General features: G+C 68.4%; 15 protein-coding genes. 5 read left to right on the top strand and 10 right to left on the bottom strand.

The genetic code is table 11. The features are described 5' to 3' along the window. Positions 1–53: 53 nt before the first annotated feature. The 3 genes from IEV99_RS15745 to IEV99_RS15735 all read right to left on the bottom strand — a co-directional run bounded on the left by IEV99_RS15745 (position 54) and on the right by IEV99_RS15735 (position 2,597). A complete protein-coding gene (locus tag IEV99_RS15745; RefSeq protein WP_188518699.1) occupies positions 54–1,286 on the bottom strand; it encodes a GNAT family N-acetyltransferase in 1,233 nt (410 codons plus the stop codon). Between the two features lie 94 nt (positions 1,287–1,380). Beyond that, positions 1,381–2,130: a glycerophosphodiester phosphodiesterase family protein gene (locus IEV99_RS15740; protein WP_188518698.1), complete on the bottom strand. Its 750-nt coding sequence runs from the start codon at positions 2,128–2,130 to the stop codon at positions 1,381–1,383. Next, positions 2,130–2,597, bottom strand: coding sequence for a RidA family protein (locus IEV99_RS15735; RefSeq protein WP_188518697.1), 468 nt, complete (start codon positions 2,595–2,597; stop codon positions 2,130–2,132). The genes IEV99_RS15740 and IEV99_RS15735 overlap by 1 nt, the downstream gene beginning before the upstream one ends. 206 nt (positions 2,598–2,803) lie before the next feature. On the opposite strand from IEV99_RS15735, the gene IEV99_RS15730 reads away from it, so the two are divergent. Next, on the top strand, positions 2,804–3,643 hold the full coding sequence (locus IEV99_RS15730; RefSeq protein WP_188518696.1) for a cell envelope integrity EipB family protein: 840 nt from the start codon (positions 2,804–2,806) through the stop codon (positions 3,641–3,643). A gap of 3 nt (positions 3,644–3,646) precedes the next feature. Here the strand turns inward: IEV99_RS15730 and IEV99_RS15725 are convergent, their stop codons facing one another. Both IEV99_RS15725 and IEV99_RS15720 read right to left on the bottom strand, forming a co-directional pair. Continuing rightward, a complete protein-coding gene (locus tag IEV99_RS15725) occupies positions 3,647–4,951 on the bottom strand; it encodes a DNA polymerase IV (protein WP_188518695.1) in 1,305 nt (434 codons plus the stop codon). Positions 4,952–4,954: 3 nt separating this feature from the next. Further along, on the bottom strand, positions 4,955–5,290 hold the full coding sequence (locus IEV99_RS15720) for a DUF3572 domain-containing protein (RefSeq protein ID WP_244643891.1): 336 nt from the start codon (positions 5,288–5,290) through the stop codon (positions 4,955–4,957). 83 nt (positions 5,291–5,373) lie between these two features. Here IEV99_RS15720 and IEV99_RS15715 point away from each other — a divergent pair, with 83 nt between their 5' ends. Beyond that, on the top strand, positions 5,374–5,745 hold the full coding sequence (locus IEV99_RS15715) for a response regulator (RefSeq protein ID WP_188518694.1): 372 nt from the start codon (positions 5,374–5,376) through the stop codon (positions 5,743–5,745). A gap of 14 nt (positions 5,746–5,759) precedes the next feature. Beyond that, a complete protein-coding gene (locus tag IEV99_RS15710) occupies positions 5,760–7,139 on the top strand; it encodes a PleD family two-component system response regulator (protein ID WP_188518693.1) in 1,380 nt (459 codons plus the stop codon). 430 nt (positions 7,140–7,569) lie between these two features. Here IEV99_RS15710 and rpmG read toward each other — a convergent pair whose 3' ends face one another. The 5 genes from rpmG to topA form a co-directional block, all read right to left on the bottom strand. Continuing rightward, positions 7,570–7,737, bottom strand: coding sequence for a 50S ribosomal protein L33 (gene rpmG, locus IEV99_RS15705; RefSeq protein ID WP_188518692.1), 168 nt, complete (start codon positions 7,735–7,737; stop codon positions 7,570–7,572). A 242-nt stretch (positions 7,738–7,979) separates the two neighbouring features. Further along, positions 7,980–8,732, bottom strand: a complete 753-nt coding sequence (locus tag IEV99_RS15700) for an NUDIX hydrolase (protein WP_188518691.1) — start codon at positions 8,730–8,732, stop codon at positions 7,980–7,982. Continuing rightward, a complete protein-coding gene (locus IEV99_RS15695) occupies positions 8,729–9,193 on the bottom strand; it encodes a DUF983 domain-containing protein (protein ID WP_188518690.1) in 465 nt (154 codons plus the stop codon). The genes IEV99_RS15700 and IEV99_RS15695 overlap by 4 nt, the downstream gene beginning before the upstream one ends. 192 nt (positions 9,194–9,385) lie before the next feature. Next, positions 9,386–11,677, bottom strand: coding sequence for a ribonuclease R (gene rnr, locus IEV99_RS15690; RefSeq protein ID WP_188519693.1), 2,292 nt, complete (start codon positions 11,675–11,677; stop codon positions 9,386–9,388). 1,129 nt (positions 11,678–12,806) lie between these two features. Then, positions 12,807–15,530 (bottom strand): type I DNA topoisomerase, encoded by a 2,724-nt coding sequence (gene topA, locus IEV99_RS15685; RefSeq protein WP_188518689.1) that lies wholly within the window; start codon positions 15,528–15,530, stop codon positions 12,807–12,809. Between the two features lie 336 nt (positions 15,531–15,866). On the opposite strand from topA, the gene IEV99_RS15680 reads away from it, so the two are divergent. Together IEV99_RS15680 and IEV99_RS15675 are read left to right on the top strand one after the other, a co-directional pair. Beyond that, entirely contained in the window at positions 15,867–16,430 is a 564-nt protein-coding gene (locus tag IEV99_RS15680; protein ID WP_188518688.1) for a TIGR00645 family protein, read from the top strand. A 120-nt stretch (positions 16,431–16,550) separates the two neighbouring features. Then, positions 16,551–17,510: an aspartate carbamoyltransferase catalytic subunit gene (locus tag IEV99_RS15675; RefSeq protein ID WP_188518687.1), complete on the top strand. Its 960-nt coding sequence runs from the start codon at positions 16,551–16,553 to the stop codon at positions 17,508–17,510.

Here is a 17,510-nt window from a genome sequence, read left to right as displayed (position 1 = left end):
TCCGTGTCCTCACATTCGGTGGCGCGCTGTCGCAGGCGCGCTCCGGCCACCCTTCACGACTTCCGGAACGGAGCTTGTTCCTCATATTCCTCGTGCAGGCTTTCCACATAGGTGCGCTCGCGCACCAGGTAGTCCGCCACCGCCCGCCGCAGGCCGGGGTCGGCCAGGTCATGGGCCGAGTAGGTCGTCACCGCCCGGTAGCCGCGCGCAAGCTTGTGTTCGCCCTGGGCGCCTGCCTCCACCCGCACGAAGCCGCGCGAGAGCGCGAAGTCGATGGCCTGGTAGTAGCAAACCTCGAAGTGCAGGAAGGGGTGATCCTCGATGCAGCCCCAGTTGCGGCCATACAGCGTGTTTCCGCCGATGAAGTTGATCGCCCCCGCCACATAGCGCCCCTCGCGCTTGGCCATGATCAGCAGCGTCTTGTCGGCCATCCGCTCGCCGATCAACGAGAAGAACGTGCGGGTCAGGTAAGGCCGACCCCATTTGCGCGAGCCTGTGTCCATGTAGAAGGCAAAGAAGGCATCCCAGTGCGCTTCGGTGATGTCGGCGCCCGTGAGATGCTCGATCGTGATCCCGTTGGCCAACGCGTCCCGGCGCTCGCGCCGGATCGCCTTCCGCTTGCGGGACGCGAGGGCGGCGAGAAAGCCTTCGAAGTCAGCGTAGCCGTCGTTGATCCAGTGGAATTGCTGGTCCATGCGCTGCAGGTACCCGCGCGCGCCCAGGTCCTCCCAATCGGCCTTGGGCAGAAAGGTGACATGTGTCGATGACGCCCCGGCCTGTGCGCGAAGTGCGCTCAGGGCGTGGATCAACGCCTCGCGGGCCTCCGCCGCGCGGGGGCCTGGCCGCACCAGCAGGCGTCGACCGGTCGCGGGCGTGAACGGCACGCTGACCTGCAGCTTGGGATAGTAGCTTCCACCGGCGCGCTCGTAGGCGTCGGCCCAACTGCTGTCGAACACGTACTCGCCACGCGAGTGGGACTTCAGGTAGGCCGGCGCGCAGGCCAGGATCTCGCCCCCGGGGCCTTCCACCAGCACATGCGCGCCGCCCCAGCCAGTCCGGCCGGTGGCCGAACCCGACTCCTCCAGCGACGATAGGAAAGCGTGCGAGATGAATGGATTGAACCAATCTTCCTGAGACGTCGAATCAGCTGCTTCAGCTTCTGATTCAACCGCCGGACGAGCCGGGTTCGCGCAAGCGTCCCATTGGGCCGCATCCACGGCCTTGAGGCTGGATGCGACCTTCAAGGTCAGGTCGTCGGGAAGATGTGAGGGAGCGGCGCCGGCCATTGTGCCCGATCAGGAGGTGCTCACGGAAAGCTAGGCTTTCTGGCAGCGAGAGCAAGCGGGCGCGAGGTCGCGGCGGGTCGCTTCCGCGCTCAACTCACGGCACGAAGCCCTCGAACACCATCTGGTCCGCTCCGGCCGTCGCCAGTTCGCGGTCGTGCGGGGTGCGGACCGTCCAGGTCATCACCGGCAGTCCGGCGGCGTGGCGGCAGAGAAATGGCGCGGCGTTCTGCAGGTCCTTGACCTGCCAGGACAGGAAGTCCGGCCGGCTCCGCTCGAAGTGGAGCAGGTTCGCGGCGGCGTGCTTCTGCTCTTTCGACAGACGCACATATTCGGGGTGCTCGTAGTTCGCCTGCCCGATGATCCCGCGCGGCCGGTCCGGAGCGAGCTCGCGCAGCGCCACGACGATCTCGGGATCGAAGCTCTTTACGGCGATCGGGCCGGCGTAGCCCTTCAGCACCTCGAGAGTGCGGCGGGTGAGGCGCAGGTCGCCCTCGAAGGTGCTCTTGATCTCCAGCACCAGCGGCACGCGCCCGCCCAGCACGGCCAGGAAATCGGCGAGCGGCAGGATGCGGTCCGTCGTGTCCTTGAGGCTGAGCGCGCCGACTTCGGCCGCGGTGCGCTCCGCGACCTTGCCGGTTCCGTCCGCAGTCAGCCGCTCCAGCGCGAAGTCGTGGAACACCACGGCCTCGAGATCACGCGTCAGCTGGACGTCGCACTCGATCGCGAAGTTCCGCTCGATGGCCGCGCGGGCGGCCCCCGCAGTGTTCTCGATCACGCCCTTGGCGCGGTCATGCAGGCCGCGATGGGCGATCGGGCGGGCGACGAGCCAGGCCGGAGCCGCCATCACGCCACCTCGAACATGGCTTCGACCTCGACCACGGCGTCCATGGGCAGTTCGGCGACTCCGATGGTGCTGCGGGCATGCCGGCCCTTGTCGCCCAGCGCGGCGACCATGAAATCGGACGCGCCGTTCATCACGGCCGGAATGGCCGCGTAGGTCGGCACTGCATTGATGAAGCCGCCGAGGCGCACGCAACGGGTGATCTTGTCGAGAGAGCCGAGCGCGGCCTTGGCCTGCGCGAGCACGTTGATGGCGCAGAGGCGCGCGGCCTCCACGGCGTGCTCGGCCGAGACCTCGCCGCCGAGCTTGCCCTTGTGCTCGGGCGCGAGCTTGCCGTCCATGCCGAAGCAGAGCTGGCCGGACACTACCAGCAGATTGCCGGTGCGCACCGCGCCGACATAGTTGGCGACCGGGGCGGCGGGGGTGGGCAGGGTGACGCCCAGCTCTTGCAGCTTCGCTTCGACGCTCATGGGATCCTCGCTCCGGTTCGGACGTTGCCGCCGCATGCGCTGGCGCTGCGGCCGGCGCCGCGGGTGATCGATCGCGGCCCGAACGCGTTGTGGCGCATCGGTCCGCGCCCTGCAAGCGTGTCGCAGGCGCGGCTGGATTGCTGCGGCGCACCGCGGCCGCTATCGTTTCAGCCCCGCCTCGGCGGAGCCTCAACAGGGAGTTCGGCATGACCTGGCGTTTCACGGCGGCCGTCGCGGCGATCAGCGCGGGAGTTATGGGCGCGGGCGCGAGCCAGCCAGCCTGGGCCGCGCCCGGCATGGCGCCGCATCGGGCGACCTACGACCTCACGCTGTCCAAGTCCGGCGGCGCCAAGGGCGTCGAGAACGCGCGCGGGCGCATCGTGTTCGAGTTCACGGGCTCGGCCTGCGAGGGCTATGCGCTCACGTTCCGGCAGGTGACGGAGCTGTCCGGCGGTGAGATCGGCAGCCGCCTGTCTGACATGCGCACCACGACGTTCGAGGATGGCGACGGCGCGAATTTCCGCTTCAACACCGAATCGCGTGTCGGCCCCACGCCGCCCGAGGCGACGGACGGCTCGGCGGAGAAGAAGGGCGACAGCGTCGCGGTGCGGCTCCGGAAGCCGCAGGCCGGCCGCGCTACGCTGAAGGGCGACATTGTGTTCCCGACCGCGCAGATGAAGATGCTGATCGACGCCGCCCGGGCCGAGAAATCCACCGTGGCGGTGAAGCTGTTCGACGGCTCCGAGGGCGGCAAGAAAGTCTACGACACCTTCACGGTGATCGGCAAAGCCGTGCCGCACGACAAGGACGGCGAGCTCGAGCAGCCGCTGCGCGACGCCGGCTGGGACAAGCTGACCCGCTGGCCGGTCTCGGTGAGCTATTTCGAGGAAGGCAAGCAGGACGGGCAGCAACCGGTCTATACGCTGTCGTTCGAGCTTCTCGAGAATGGCGTATCGCGCAAGCTCAAGCTCGACTACGGCGATTTCGGCCTGGATGGCGACCTGAAGCGGCTGGACGTGATGTCGGCGCCGGAGTGCGCCAAGTAGGGTTCAGCCGCGCCGGCCGCGCTCCACCTTCGCGCCGAACACCAGCCCGCGCATCACGGCGTCGCCGCCGAACTTGTCGCGCAGGCGGTCGATGGCGCGCTCGACGCCGGCGTCTCGGGTCGCCGTGACGTCGACAAGGTCGCCGCGGTCAGCCTCCGCGCCCGGGCCGAGATCGGAGGCGCCGATGCCAATGAGCCGGAAGCGCGTGCCGTCACACTCCTTGGCGAGCATCTCGCGACCGATCTCGAAGATGCGCGAGGCGAGTTGCGTCGGCGGAAAGCCCGAGCGCGCCCGGGTGCGGGTGCGAAAATCGGCGGTCTTCATTTTCAGCGTCAGGCCGCGGGCCGAAAAATCCGCCTTGCGCAGGCGGAGCGCCACCTTCTCGGAAAGTCGCAGGAGCACGGGGGCGAGGCGCTCGGCCTCGCCGATGTCTTCGTCGAAGGTGGTCTCGGCCGAGACGCTCTTGGTTTCGCGCTCGGGCTTGACTATGCGGCGGTCCTCGCCGCGGGCCAGCCGGGCGAGGCGCAGGCCCTCCTCGCCATAGCGGCGGGCGAGGTCGGCGTCGGACTGGCGCTGCACGTCAGCGATCAGACGCAACCCATCCTTGGCCAGCCGCTCCTGGGTGACCTTGCCGACGCCCGGGATGATGCCGATGGGCTTGTCGGCCAGGAACGACACCACCTCGGCGCGGCCGATCACCGCGAAGCCGCGCGGCTTGTCGAGATCGGACGCGATCTTGGCCAGGAACTTGTTGTAGGACAGGCCCACCGACACCGATAGCGCCAGCTCGCGCTCCACGCGCTTGCTGAACCGCATCAGCGTCTCGGCCGGGGGCGCGCCATGCAGGCGCTGCGTGCCCGAGAGGTCGAGAAAGGCCTCGTCGATCGAGACCGGCTCCACGGCCGGCGTCAGGTCCAGCATCATGGCGCGGATCTGCCGTCCGATGCGGCTGTATTTCTCGATGTCGGGACGCACCACGACAGCGTCCGGGCAGGCCTTCAGCGCCTTGAACATCGGCATGGCGGAGCGCACCCCGAACGTGCGGGCGATGTAGCAGGCCGTCGAGACGACGCCCCGCTTGCCGCCGCCGATGATCACCGGCTTGTCGGCCAGCTCCGGGTTGTCGCGCTTCTCGATGGCGGCGAAAAACGCGTCGCAGTCGATATGCGCGATGGAGAGCGTGTCGAGCTCCGGATGGACGAGCAGGCGAGGGGACCCGCAAACCGGGCAGCGCCGCGCGGGCGCGCCGGCGCTGCCCGCCGAACGCGCCAGGCAGTCGCGGCACAGAATGGTTCCGGCCCCCGCCACCGTTCAGCCCTCGCGCAGGCCCATCGCGTTGGGCCCCGCCAGGAGGTCGCGCGCCATCAGAGCTTCTTCGGGCGGCCGCCCGGCATTGGCCGAGAAGGTCAGCAGCAGCGACTCATCCGACACGACATGGTCCAGCACTGCGACCAGGAAGCCGGGCTCGCCGGCGGCCAAGCGCAGCGTGTCGGGCGCGAGCCCGGTCAGCGCCATGAAGCGGTCGAGCCGCTCGGGCTCTGCCGCCAGGAATCCGAGCGCCGAAACCGCCAGCGCTTCGGCTCCGTCGCGATCGATTCTGGCCCCTTTACCGGACCTTACCGAACCAGGTTTGTGTTTCATCAACATGTGCGGGCTATAACCTTGGGCGACATTCCGGGACGCGTGGACGCTGGCGTTTCCGATTGTGGACGGCGTCCGGGGACATGCCAATGGCGAAAACGGTTCTGATCGTTGAAGACAACGAGCTCAACATGAAGCTCTTCAACGATCTGCTCGAAGCGCACGGCTACCAGACGCTCAAGACCGCCAGCGGCGTCGAGGCGATCGAGCTCGCGCGCCAGCATTCGCCCGACCTGATCCTGATGGACATCCAGTTGCCCGAGGTTTCCGGCGAGGATGTCACCCAGTGGATCAAAAGCGACGAGGAACTTCGCTCCATCCCGATCATTGCGATCACGGCCTTCGCGATGAAGGGCGACGAGGAGCGGATCCGCCGCAAGGGCTGCGAGGCCTATCTTTCCAAGCCGATCTCGGTCGGCAAATTCATTGAGACGGTCCGGATCTACCTCGGCGACGCCTGAAGGGCCTTGTTTTCATGACCGCGCGTGTATTGGTCGTCGATGACCTCTTACCAAACGTCAAGCTGCTCGAAGCGCGGCTGACGGCTGAATATTTCGACGTCCTCACGGCGAGCAATGGCCCGGACGCCATCTCGATTTGCGACCAGGGCCTGTGCGACATCGTCCTCACCGACGTGATGATGCCCGGCATGGACGGCTTCGAGGTGACCCGCCGCATCAAGGCCAACCCGTCCACTGCGCATATTCCGGTCGTGATGGTGACGGCGCTCGACCAGCCCAGCGACCGCGTGAAGGGGCTCGAGGCAGGCGCGGACGACTTTCTTACCAAGCCGGTGAACGAGATCGCACTAATCGCCCGCGTGCGCAGCCTTGTGCGGCTGAAGGCCGTGACGGACGAGCTGCGCAGCCGCGCGCTCACCTCCCGCGACGCCGGCATGGGCGATCCGCTCGTGCAGGCCGTCGCCGACACCGGCGTCAACGGGCGCATCCTGCTGGTCGACGACCGGCCGGGCTCGGCCGACAGGCTGATCGCGACGCTCTCCCAGCACCACATGGTGACTTTGGAGCCCAACGCCCAGCAGGCGCTGTTCGCGGCCGCCGCCGACGCGCCGGACCTCGTCGTCGTGTCGCTGGACCTCGCCGACTATGACGGCCTGCGGCTCTGCAGCCAGCTGCGCTCCGTCGAGGCGACCCGCCATCTCGGAATCCTGGCGCTGGCCGAGGCCGAGGACACGAGCCGCATCCTGCGTGGGCTCGATCTCGGCGTGAACGATTATCTGGTCCGCCCGATCGACCGCAACGAACTGCTGGCGCGCGTCCGCACCCAGGTGCGGCGCAAGCGCTACGCCGACCGGCTGCGCGACACCGTCCATGCCACCATCGAGCTCGCGATCGTGGACGCCCTCACGGGGCTGCACAACCGCCGCTACCTCGACAGCCATTTCGGCGCGCTGGTGGAAGAATCGCTCAACCGCGGCCGCCCACTCTCCGTGCTCGTGCTGGACGTGGACAAGTTCAAGTCCGTGAACGACACCTACGGCCACGACGCCGGCGACGACGTTCTGCGTGAATTCGCCCAGCGGGTGCGCAAGAGCCTGCGGGCGCCGGACCTCGTCGCGCGATTCGGCGGCGAGGAGTTGGTGGTCGTGATGCCGGACACCTCGCTGGAAACGGCGCGGCTGGCCGCCGAGCGGATCCGCGCCCGGGTGGGGGCTGATCCCTTCGCTATCCACAAGGGATCTCAGTTTATCCCGGTTACGGTTTCAATCGGCGTCGCCGCCACGGAGCGGGTGGACGACACGCCCGACACGCTGCTGAAAAGAGCCGACCAGGCCTTGTACCGCGCCAAGGAAACGGGCCGAAACCGCGTGATCGTGAGCCCGCGCGCGGCATGACCGGGCGATAGCGGCCGAAGAGCCCGTCCTTTACCTTAATGACGAGTAAACGGGGTCCACCCTCCGGGAGCAGTGGACAAGCGCGGCGCTTGGGATAATCTCTGGGCACGGAACGAGGTGCAGGCGACCTTCCGGTCGCGGTCCTCGTCACGTCTACCCCTCGGAATGCTCAGGTCCGCCGCATCTCCTGGGTCCCGTGGGGTTCGGCCGGCACGGAAATGGACGGAGTGGCCTCCTCGCGGTCCATTTCCGGCCGGCCACCTTTCTCGATACGCCATCGCGATTCTGGCCGGCCGGCGCCCTCTGGGCGACCGGCCTTTCGCCGTTCGGCCCTTTGTCCACAGCGAAATCCAGGCTCCAACAGCAAAAAAGCCGCCCGGTCAGGGCGGCTTCGTCGTCTCAGGCGAGGGGCGTCCGAAGACGCCGCAGCTCACTTGATCTTGGTTTCCTTGAACTCGACGTGCTTCTTGGCGACCGGATCGTACTTCTTCTTGGTCAGCTTGTCGGTCATCGTGCGCGAGTTCTTCTTCGTCACGTAGAAGAAACCGGTGTCGGCGGTCGACACGAGCTTGATCTTGATGGTGGTCGCCTTGGCCATGGCGGTCGTCCCTTGTCGTGATGCCGCCGGCGCGGCGTGCGGCTTGAGGCGGTTTGAGCCCTAGGGGCTCGACCCTCATCAACCCGTGTCCATGAAAGAAGCGGGCCGGTCCTGGGACCGGCCTCGTGTGCCGCGCAACCTACGCATCGCGGCCGGGATGTCAAGGCGCGAAGCGGGTTCGACGCCCCACTGTCGGCTGGCGCCGACATCTCCGCCGCCGCGCGGGAGAGAGGCGCCCCCGACTAAAGCTCGTCCCGGCGGAACTTGCCCTGCACCTCGTAGTAGAACGGCACCGGCATCCAGGGGGCCAGGCCGCCATCAAGGCGGGTCTGGAGCTCCTTGAGGATCACGCCCGTGATGGTAGGCAGGTCGAGCCGCTGGGCTTCCTCGAGTTCGACCCAGACGAGCTCGACCAGCTCCGAGTCGGGGCCCACCACGCCCTCGACCTTGTGCGCGATGTCGGCGGCTTCGGCGGCGAAGAAGCGGGTGTCGAAGCGCTTGGGACGGCGCGGCGGCGTGATCGCGCGGGCGATGAAATGGAGGTTCTCGAGGGTGGGGAACACGCCGTGCGCGGCGAATTCGGACCACACGCCCTCGGGCGCCTCGTCGGGCGCGCCGTGGTCGGTGGTGCCGAGCAGCAGGCCGGTCTCCTCATAGGTTTCGCGGATGGCGGCCAGCGCCAGCGCCCGCGCGCGGCCCTGCGTGGCGCGCTGCACCCGCGCCATCAGGCGCTCCTCGACCTTGGCGTCGAGCGCGCCCGCGGCCGCCATGCGGCGGTCTCCAGCCTCGATGCGTCCGCCCGGAAACACGAACTTGCCGGGCATGAACTTGTGGCCGGGATGCCGCCGGCCCATCAGCACCTTGGGGGAGGGGCCTTGCCGATCCAGCAGGATCAGCGTGGCGGCGTCCTTGGGCCGGACATTCGGCCACTTGCGCTCCCGCTCGGCGCTCGTGAGGGTGACGACATGCGCGTCGCTTTTCAGGGCGTCGGTCATCGGGCGTGGTCCCGATGCGGTTGCAGGATGGGCAGGTCGTCGCCGTCCGGCGTGGCGCTGAAGCCATGCATCCGGTTGGCCCATTGCAGGCCGACGATTGCGCCCTTGATCGGCTGGATGATCGCGAAGGACAGCGCAATCACGAGCAGCGGCCACAGGATGACGTGCCAGAGGACCGGCCAGTCGCCATAGGTCTCGGCATAGAGCATGCCGCCGACCACGACGTGGCCGACGATGCTGATCGTGATGTAGGCCGGCAGGTCGTCGGCGCGGTGGTGGTGATATTCCGTCCCGCAGGCGTCGCAGCGATCCGCGACCTTCAGGAAGGCGCGAAACAGCTTGCCCTCGCCACAATGGGGGCAGCGGCCCCTGAGGCCGCGCCGCATCGCGAGGCCGAGGTCGCGCCGGGGGAGCGCAGCGGGATCGGCGGCGACGGCGCCGTAGTGGTGGGTGTGGGTCATGGAGTTCTCGTTTTCAGGATCTCTCGTCTCGTCCGGGAAACCGCCGTCATCCCCGGCCGGAGCCGCGTAGCGGCGGAAGGGAAGGGGATCCAGGGGCCATTTGGCAGACGCGGCGCCCAGTCGCCTGGATCCCCTTCCCGGTCTGCTGCGCAGACCGCCGGGGATGACGGCAGGGTGGTGATCGATCGAGCGTCATCGCCGCACCTTGGCGGTTCCCTTGCGGCGGGCGCCGCCTTCGGGGCGCTCGGCGGTGCGGACGAAGGGGCGTGGGGCGGAGCGGCCGCGGCGACCGCGGGCGCTTCCCTCGCGGCCTTCGGACAGCATCTCGAAGCGCAGCGCGCCGGCCAGCGGGGCGGCTTCCACGAGCTTCACCTGAACCTGATCGCCCAGCCGGTAGGTCTCGCCGCTGCGGTCGCCGACCAGCGCGTGCAGGGCCTCGTCGTAGCGGTAGTAGTCCGCCCCGATGGTGGAGGCCGGGACAAAGCCGTCCGCGCCCGTGTCGGCCAGCTTTACGAACAGGCCCGCCCGGGTGACGCCGGCGATGCGGCCGGAGAATTCCGCCCCGACCTTGTCGACCAAGAAATGCGCGATCAGCCGGTCGTTGGTCTCGCGCTCGGCCGCCATGGCGCGGCGCTCGGCGGCCGAGATCTTGGCGGCGATCTCGGGCAGGTCCGGGATGGTGGAATCCGGCAGGCCGTCGCGGCCGAGTCCCAGCGCGCGGATCAGGGCCCGGTGGACGATCAGGTCGGCGTAGCGGCGGATCGGCGAGGTGAAATGCGCGTAGCGGCGAAGGTTGAGGCCGAAATGGCCGTAGTTCTCGGCCGTGTACTCGGCCTGCGCCTGGGAGCGCAGCACAACCTCGTTGATCAGCGTCTGGTGCTCGGAGCCTTCCACGCGCTTGAGGATGCGGTTGAAGAACTCCGGCCGCAGGGCGCCCTGCGCGGTGAGCTTGATGCCGATGGAGGCCAGCACCTCGCCGAGCCCGCGCATCTTTTCCAGCGTCGGCTCGTCATGGGCGCGGTAGAGCAGGGGGGTCTTCTTGGCTTCCAGCGTCTCGGCGGCAGCCACGTTGGCGAGGATCATGAACTCCTCGATCAGCTTGTGGGCGTCGAGGCGCTCGGGCGAGACCACCTTGTCGACCGTGCCGTCGGGCTTCAGCAGGATCTTGCGCTCGGGGAGGTCGAGCTCCAGCGGGCCGCGCTCGTTGCGGGCGCGGGTGGCGCAATGATAGGCGGCCCAGAGCGGCCGGAGGATCGGCTCCAGCAGCGGGGCGGTGAGGTCGTCGGCCTGGCCGTCGATGGCTGCCTGCGCCTGCTGGTAAGAGAGCTTGGCGGCCGAGCGCATCAGCACGCGGTGAAAGCTGTGGCGCAGCTTGCGGCCATCGGCGGCGAGCACGATGCGGACGGCGAGGGCCGGGCGGTCTTCCAGCGGGCGCAGCGAGCAGAGGTCGTTGGAGATGCGCTCGGGCAGCATCGGGACGACGCGGTCGGGGAAATAAACCGAATTGCCGCGCAGCAGCGCCTCGCGGTCCAGCGGCGTGTCGGGCCGCACATAGGCGGCGACGTCCGCGATGGCGACGTGGACGATGAAGCCGCCCGGGTTCTTGTCATCCGGGTCAGCCTCGGCATGGACGGCGTCGTCGTGGTCCTTGGCGTCGGCCGGGTCGATGGTGATCAGCGGCAGGTCGCGCCAGTCCTCGCGCGGGCCAAGCTTGGCGGGCTCGGCCTTGGCGGCCTCGTCCAGCACGGACTGCGGGAACTGGTTCGGAATGCCGTGCGTGAAGATCGCCACCATGCTGATGGCCTTCTCGCTTTTCAGCGAGCCCAGCTTCTCGCGCACCTTCGCGACCGTGGCGCCGAAGCGGCCCAGCTTGGTGATCGCCACCGAGACGAGATCGCCGTCCTGCGCGCCATTCTCGTCGCCGGGCGGAATCGGGATCTCGCGGCCCTGCGCCTTCTTGTCCACCGGCGCGAGCCGGCCGCCGCCGCCCGGCATGGAGCGGAACACGCCGATCACGGCGGCCTGCGCCTTGTCTAGAACCTTGACGATGCGGCCCACATAGCTGCCGCCGCCCTCGCGATCGGGTGACAGGCGCACGAGCGCGCGGTCGCCGACGCCAGGGACCTTGAGGCCGGGCTTGGGCTTGCGCGGCAGATGGATCGTGATGCGCGGGGTGGGGCCGAGGTCCTCCTCGTCCCACTCCACGGGCGCGGCCACGAGCTCGCCATCGCGGTCGCGGCCGGTGATGTCGGCCAGCATCACGGGCGGCAGCGCGCCCGCCTTGGCGAGCGACTTGCCCCGGCTCTTCAGGGCGCCGTCGTCCTGCAACTCCTTCAACAGCGCCTTCAGGGCGATGCGGGCGTCGCCCTTGATCGAGAACGCGCGCGCGATCTCGCGCTTGCCGACCTTGTTGCCCAGCTCGCCCTCGGACTTGATGAAGGCGACGAGGTCCTCCTTGGAGGGGAGGCGGTCGCCGCCCTTCATGGCGTGGGGGTCTTTGGGCACTGGGTCGGTCCGGCTCTCTGGCGAAGGTTTCACCCGTTATACATGGGGTTTCCGGGGCGGAAGTTCCATCGGAAGTTTTTGGCAAGGGCAGGCGCGGCGTTGGCGCATCGGCGGCGGCGAGGCTTACGTGCGCGCTTTCCCGCCGTCATCCCCGGCCGGAGCGGCGCAGCCGCGGAGGGGAAGCGAATCCAGGGGTCAAGGCCTGAGTGTCCACCCCATCCCCTGGATCCCCTTCCCGGCGCTGCGCGCCGCCGGGGATGAGGGCGGACGGGTGCAGCAAGCTCCCCGTCATTGCGAGCCGGAGGCGAAGCAATCCAGTCTAAGGCCCGGCTGTTAGGCTGGATTGCTTCGCTGCGCTCGCAATGACGGCCGAGAGTTTCGGGCTTTGGCTGCAGGCATGGCTCCGCGTTCTCCGTTCGCGCGGAGGTGAGGCAAGCTGGTGGAGGGGCGCCGCGAGGCGCCGGCCCATCAATGGTTTTACGCGTAGGGTTCGGACGGGCCGACGCCCCGCGACCGGCGATTTTGAACCTTTCCGACCCGCGCTCCTTCCTCGTGGTCGCTCCTTGGGGGCAGCAACCGCGAGGGTGTTAAGGTGGCCGCGTCCACGGCCCCACCGTAGTGTGGGGCGGGCGGGCTGACTGCCGGACTTTGGGTCGGCCGAGGCTGTTACCCCTCGAACCCGCCGTCCGGCCGCTCCGGAAAGGCCTCCCGGGAGGGTGGGTCCGGTGTCCCCACCCGCGCAGGCGCCGCGCCCCGACCCCGCAACGGACCGCTCCGGAAGCGTCCCCTCCCTGGGTCGAGAGTAGGCGCAGGGTGCGGGAAAGGAGGCGGAATGTCAAGGATTATTTTCATACTGCGGGCGTGCTCTCTCCCCCCGGGAGAGGGACGTGCACGACCATGAAGCGCCTCGCCGTCATTGCGAGCGCAGCGAAGCAATCCAGATGGTTGGAAGTAGCTACGGCGCCGGGCGTAGCGCCCGGCGTTAGCTGGATTGCTTCGCTGTCGCTCGCAATGGCGGCGAGATGCAGGCGCACGAACGCCCTCACCCCTGCCCCTCTCCCGCAAGCGGGAGAGGGACGCGCACGGCGAGGCGCTGGGGACGGGCGCTTTAGCCGGCGGCTTTGCGCTTGGCCGGGGCGGCGGCTTTGGCGGGGGCCTTGGCTTTCGCGGCGGCTTTGGCCTTGGCGGGGGGCTTGGCGCCGGGCGCCGCCTTTGTGGCGGAAGCCTTCGAAGCCGAAGCCTTCGAAGCTGAAGCCTTGGCGGCCGGCTTCTTGGCGCCGGCGGCCTTTTTGGCGCCCTTTTTCGGCGGCGCCGCGGCCGCGCGGGCGGCGATGAGCTCCAGGGCCTGCTCGAGCGTGACGGCCTCGGCCGCCATCGTCTTGGGCAGGGTGGCGTTCACGGAGCCGTGCTTCACGTAGGGGCCGTACTTGCCGTCGTGCACGGTGACCGGCCCGCCGTCCGGATGGTCGCCGATGGCCCGGCCCGCCGCCGCGGCGCCCCGGCTGAAGCGGCCGGCGCCGCTTTCCTTGGCGACGATGAGGTCGATGGCCCGGTTGGCCCCGATGGTGAGGACGTCGTCGTCCTTGCCGATATTGGCGTAGACCTTGCCGTGCTGCACATAGGGCCCGAACCGGCCGATGCTGGCCAGAATGGGCTCGCCCGAGGTCGGGTGCTTCGCGACTTCACGCGGGAGCGACAGCAGCGACACGGCGAAATCGAGGTCGATCGCGTCGCGCGGGGTGCCCTTCGGGATGGTCTGGCGCTTGGGCTTCTCGCCCTCGCCGAGCTGCACATAGGCGCCGAAACGGCCGTCGCGCAGGGTGACGTCGAGGCCCGTCGCGGGGTCCTGGCCGAGCGTTTTCACGCCGCCGACGCCGCCATCCGCCGAGGAGGCTTCGCCATCCTGGCCGCCGGCCGAGAGCTGGCGGGTGTATTTGCACTCCGGATAGTTCGAGCAGCCGATGAAGGCGCCGAACTTGCCGAGCTTCAGCGAAAGCTGGCCCGCATGGCAGGTGGGGCAGAGCCGCGGGTCGCCGCCGTCCGCCTTCGGCGGGAAGATGTGCGGGCCCATGATCTCGTTCAGGGAATCCAGAACCTCGCTGACGCGCAGCTCCTTGGTGCCGTCCAGCGCGGCCGAAAAGTCCTTCCAGAAGCGTCGCAGCACCTCCTTCCAGTCGATCTCGCTGTTGGAGATGCGGTCGAGGTCGCCTTCCAGGCTCGCCGTGAAGTCGTATTCCACGTAGCGGTCGAAGAAGCTCTCCAGGAACGCCGTCACCAGCATGCCCTTGTCCTCCGCGTGGAGGCGCTTCTTGTCGATGCGGACGTATTCGCGGTCCTTCAACACCGCGAGCGTGGACGCGTAGGTGGAGGGCCGGCCGATGCCGAGCTCTTCCATGCGCTTCACCAGCGAGGCTTCCGAATAGCGCGGCGGCGGCTCGGTGAAATGCTGGTTGGCCTCGATCTTCTCCTTGCGGAGGTCGTCGCCGCTCTTCATGGGCGGCAAGCGGCGCGAGTCCTCGTCGTCGCCTTCGTCGTCCTTGCCTTCCTGGTAAAGCTTCAGGAAGCCGTCGAACTTCACCACTTGGCCGGTGGCGCGCAGCTCGAGCGTCTTGCCGCCGGCGTTCGCCGTGATGTCGACCGTGGTGCGCTCGAGTTCGGCCGACTCCATCTGGCTGGCGACGGTGCGGATCCAGATCAGCTCGTAAAGCTTGGCCTGCTCGGGCTCCAGGAACCTGGCCACCTGCGAGGGCAGGCGGCCCATGTCGGTGGGACGCACGGCCTCGTGCGCTTCCTGGGCGTTCTTTTGCTTGGTGGCGTATTTGCGCGGGACGCTCGGCACGTAACGGTCGCCATATTCCTTGGCGATGGTCTTGCGGGCCGACGCGATCGCCTCGGGCGCCATGTCGACGCCGTCGGTACGCATATAGGTGATGAGGCCGACGGTCTCGCCGCCGATGTCCGCGCCTTCATAGAGGCGCTGCGCCACCTGCATGGTGCGGGCCGGGGCCATGCCGAGCTTGCGGCTGGCTTCCTGCTGCAGCGTCGAGGTGGTGAAGGGCGGGGAGGGGTTGCGCCGGGCGGGCTTGGCCTCGACGTTCGCGACCGTGAAGCGGGCGACGTCTAGGTCGCGCTTGAAGGCCTCGGCCTCTTCGCCCTTGCCGATGTCGAGGCGGGTGATCTTGCGGCCGTCCGCGCCGACGAGGCGGGCCTCGAACAGGGCGTTGGCGGGCGTCGCCAAGGTGGCGACCAGGGACCAGTACTCGCGCTTCACGAAGGTCTCGATCTCGCGCTCGCGATCGCAGACGAGCCGGAGCGCGACCGACTGCACGCGGCCGGCCGAGCGGGCGCCGGGCAGCTTGCGCCACAGCACGGGCGAGAGACGGAAGCCGACAAGGTAGTCCAGCGCGCGGCGGGCCAGATAGGCGTCCACCAGCGCCTGGTCGATCTGCCGCGGGTTGGCCATCGCCTCCTTCACGGCGTCCTTGGTGATGGCGTTGAATGTGACGCGCTCGATCGGGACGTCCTTCAGCACCCGGCGGGCCTTCAGGGCCTCGAGGATGTGCCACGAAATGGCCTCGCCCTCACGATCCGGGTCGGTGGCGAGGATCAGGCGCTCGGAGCCCTTCACGGCGCTGGCGATCTCGGAGACGCGCTTGGACGCCTTGGCCTCGATCTCCCAAAGCATGTTGAAATCCTGCTCGGGATCGACGGAGCCATCCTTGGGCGGCAGGTCGCGGATGTGCCCGAACGAGGCGATCACCTCGTAGCCCGGGCCGAGATATTTGTTGATCGTCTTGGCCTTGGCCGGCGACTCGACGACGACGACTTTCATCTGAAACGCCTTTCACGACGGCCGCACATGCGCGCTCCGTCCAGCCCCCCGCAATCGGCGGCGCGCAATGCGCCGCCCAGCCCTCGCAAACTGTCAGGCAAGCTCTCTCTTCTCGCGCGGAAAGTGGGTCATCCCGCACGGCTGTGTCAAATGAGACGGCGGCGGACGGAGTTCAAGACGGGCCCTGCGCGTCCATGGCGCCACAGTGTCGGGTGGGTGCAACCTGTGCGTGTTTTCGCCTGATCCAGCGCCGATCGGCGGAAACCGCGAGCTCTGGCATTCCGGCGTCCGGACGCCTATCTGCGGCGGAGCCGCAACATTGCCGAGGTTCTCCCGATGGATAAAGCCGTACCCGCGCCGCTCAGGCCGCTGCCCGCCCTGATCTTCGGATCCCGCTGGCTTCAGCTGCCGCTTTATCTCGGGCTCATCCTCGCGCAGTGCGTGTACGTGTTCAAGTTCATGAAGGAGCTGATCCACCTCGTCTCAGAGGCCACCACCTTCAGCGAGCAGCAGATCATGCTGATCGTGCTGGGCCTGATCGACGTGGTGATGATCTCCAACCTGCTCGTGATGGTGATCGTGGGCGGCTACGAGACCTTCGTGTCGCGCCTCGGCCTCAGCGGCCATCCGGACCAGCCCGAGTGGCTGAGCCACGTCAACGCCAGCGTGCTGAAGATCAAGCTCGCGATGGCGATCATCGGCATCTCGTCCATCCACCTCCTGCGCACCTTTATCGAGGCGGGCAATTTGGGGTCAGGGAAGGCCGCCTACACGCAGGAGGGCATCCTGTGGCAGACGATCATCCATTGCGTGTTCATTCTGTCGGCCATCGGCATCGCGTATGTGGACAAGCTCTCGACCGCGAGTTCGGCGGCTTCGGCGGCGCGCAACCAGCACTGAGGCGCTGATGCGCGGAACCCGCCCCCGCTGCGCGGGAGAGCGTTGCCCGACCTGCCTGTTGATACCCGCGCCGCCGCGGCTTGCCGCCCGGCGCCCGTGCGCCTATAGCAATCGCTTCAAATGACATCGCCTGCGCCACGGCCCCGCTTCCCTCACCGGCACCTGCTCGGCATCGAGGGACTGACTCCGCACGACATCGCCGCGCTGCTCGACCTGGCCGACGAGGCCGTGGACGTGTCGCGGCAGGTGGAGAAGAAGAAGGCGACCCTGCGGGGCCGCACGCAGATCAACCTGTTCTTCGAGGCGTCCACCCGCACCCAGTCGAGCTTCGAGCTCGCCGGCAAGCGGCTGGGCGCGGACGTGATGAACATGTCGGTCGCATCCTCGTCCATCAAGAAGGGCGAGACGCTGATCGACACCGCCATGACGCTGAACGCCATGCGGCCGGACCTGATCGTGGTGCGCCACCACGCGGCCGGCGCGGTGCAGCTGCTGGCCCGCAAGGTGGACTGCTCGGTGATCAACGCCGGCGACGGCGCGCATGAGCACCCCACGCAGGCGCTGCTGGACGCGCTGACGATCCGCCGCAACAAGGGCCGCATCCGCGGGCTCGTGGTGGCGATCTGCGGCGACATCCTCCATTCGCGGGTGGCGCGCTCCAACATCATCCTGCTGAACGCCATGGGGGCGGAGGTGCGGGCCATCGGGCCGTCCACGCTGCTGCCGCCCGGCATCGACCGCATGGGCGTGCGGGTGTTCACCGACATGCGCAAGGGGCTGGCCGGGGCCGACATCGTGATGATGCTGCGCCTCCAGCGCGAGCGCATGAACGGCTCCTTCGTGCCGAGCGTGAAGGAGTATTTCCGCTATTTCGGCCTCGACGCCGAGAAGCTGGCCTTCGCCCGGCCGGATGCGCTCGTGATGCATCCCGGCCCGATGAACCGGGGCGTCGAGATCGCGTCCGACATCGCGGACGGCGCACAGTCGCTGATCCGCGAGCAGGTCGAGATGGGCGTCGCGGTGCGCATGGCCGTGCTCGAGGCGCTGGCCGGGCACCTGCCCAACCAGCTCAACCCGTGA

Source organism: Alsobacter metallidurans, assembly GCF_014636935.1.
Lineage (GTDB): Bacteria > Pseudomonadota > Alphaproteobacteria > Rhizobiales > Beijerinckiaceae > Alsobacter > Alsobacter metallidurans.
This window is presented reverse-complemented; position numbering and strand designations above follow the sequence as displayed.

Coding starts and splice junctions, on each gene's coding strand:
- IEV99_RS15745 (WP_188518699.1), bottom strand. CDS start 1,286: ATGGCCGGCGCCGCTCCCTCACATCTTCCCGACGACCTGACCTTGAAG.
- IEV99_RS15740 (WP_188518698.1), bottom strand. CDS start 2,130: ATGGCGGCTCCGGCCTGGCTCGTCGCCCGCCCGATCGCCCATCGCGGC.
- IEV99_RS15735 (WP_188518697.1), bottom strand. CDS start 2,597: ATGAGCGTCGAAGCGAAGCTGCAAGAGCTGGGCGTCACCCTGCCCACC.
- IEV99_RS15730 (WP_188518696.1), top strand. CDS start 2,804: ATGACCTGGCGTTTCACGGCGGCCGTCGCGGCGATCAGCGCGGGAGTT.
- IEV99_RS15720 (WP_244643891.1), bottom strand. CDS start 5,290: ATGTTGATGAAACACAAACCTGGTTCGGTAAGGTCCGGTAAAGGGGCC.
- IEV99_RS15715 (WP_188518694.1), top strand. CDS start 5,374: ATGGCGAAAACGGTTCTGATCGTTGAAGACAACGAGCTCAACATGAAG.
- IEV99_RS15710 (WP_188518693.1), top strand. CDS start 5,760: ATGACCGCGCGTGTATTGGTCGTCGATGACCTCTTACCAAACGTCAAG.
- rpmG (WP_188518692.1), bottom strand. CDS start 7,737: ATGGCCAAGGCGACCACCATCAAGATCAAGCTCGTGTCGACCGCCGAC.
- IEV99_RS15700 (WP_188518691.1), bottom strand. CDS start 8,732: ATGACCGACGCCCTGAAAAGCGACGCGCATGTCGTCACCCTCACGAGC.
- IEV99_RS15695 (WP_188518690.1), bottom strand. CDS start 9,193: ATGACCCACACCCACCACTACGGCGCCGTCGCCGCCGATCCCGCTGCG.
- rnr (WP_188519693.1), bottom strand. CDS start 11,677: ATGAAGGGCGGCGACCGCCTCCCCTCCAAGGAGGACCTCGTCGCCTTC.
- topA (WP_188518689.1), bottom strand. CDS start 15,530: ATGAAAGTCGTCGTCGTCGAGTCGCCGGCCAAGGCCAAGACGATCAAC.
- IEV99_RS15680 (WP_188518688.1), top strand. CDS start 15,867: ATGGATAAAGCCGTACCCGCGCCGCTCAGGCCGCTGCCCGCCCTGATC.
- IEV99_RS15675 (WP_188518687.1), top strand. CDS start 16,551: ATGACATCGCCTGCGCCACGGCCCCGCTTCCCTCACCGGCACCTGCTC.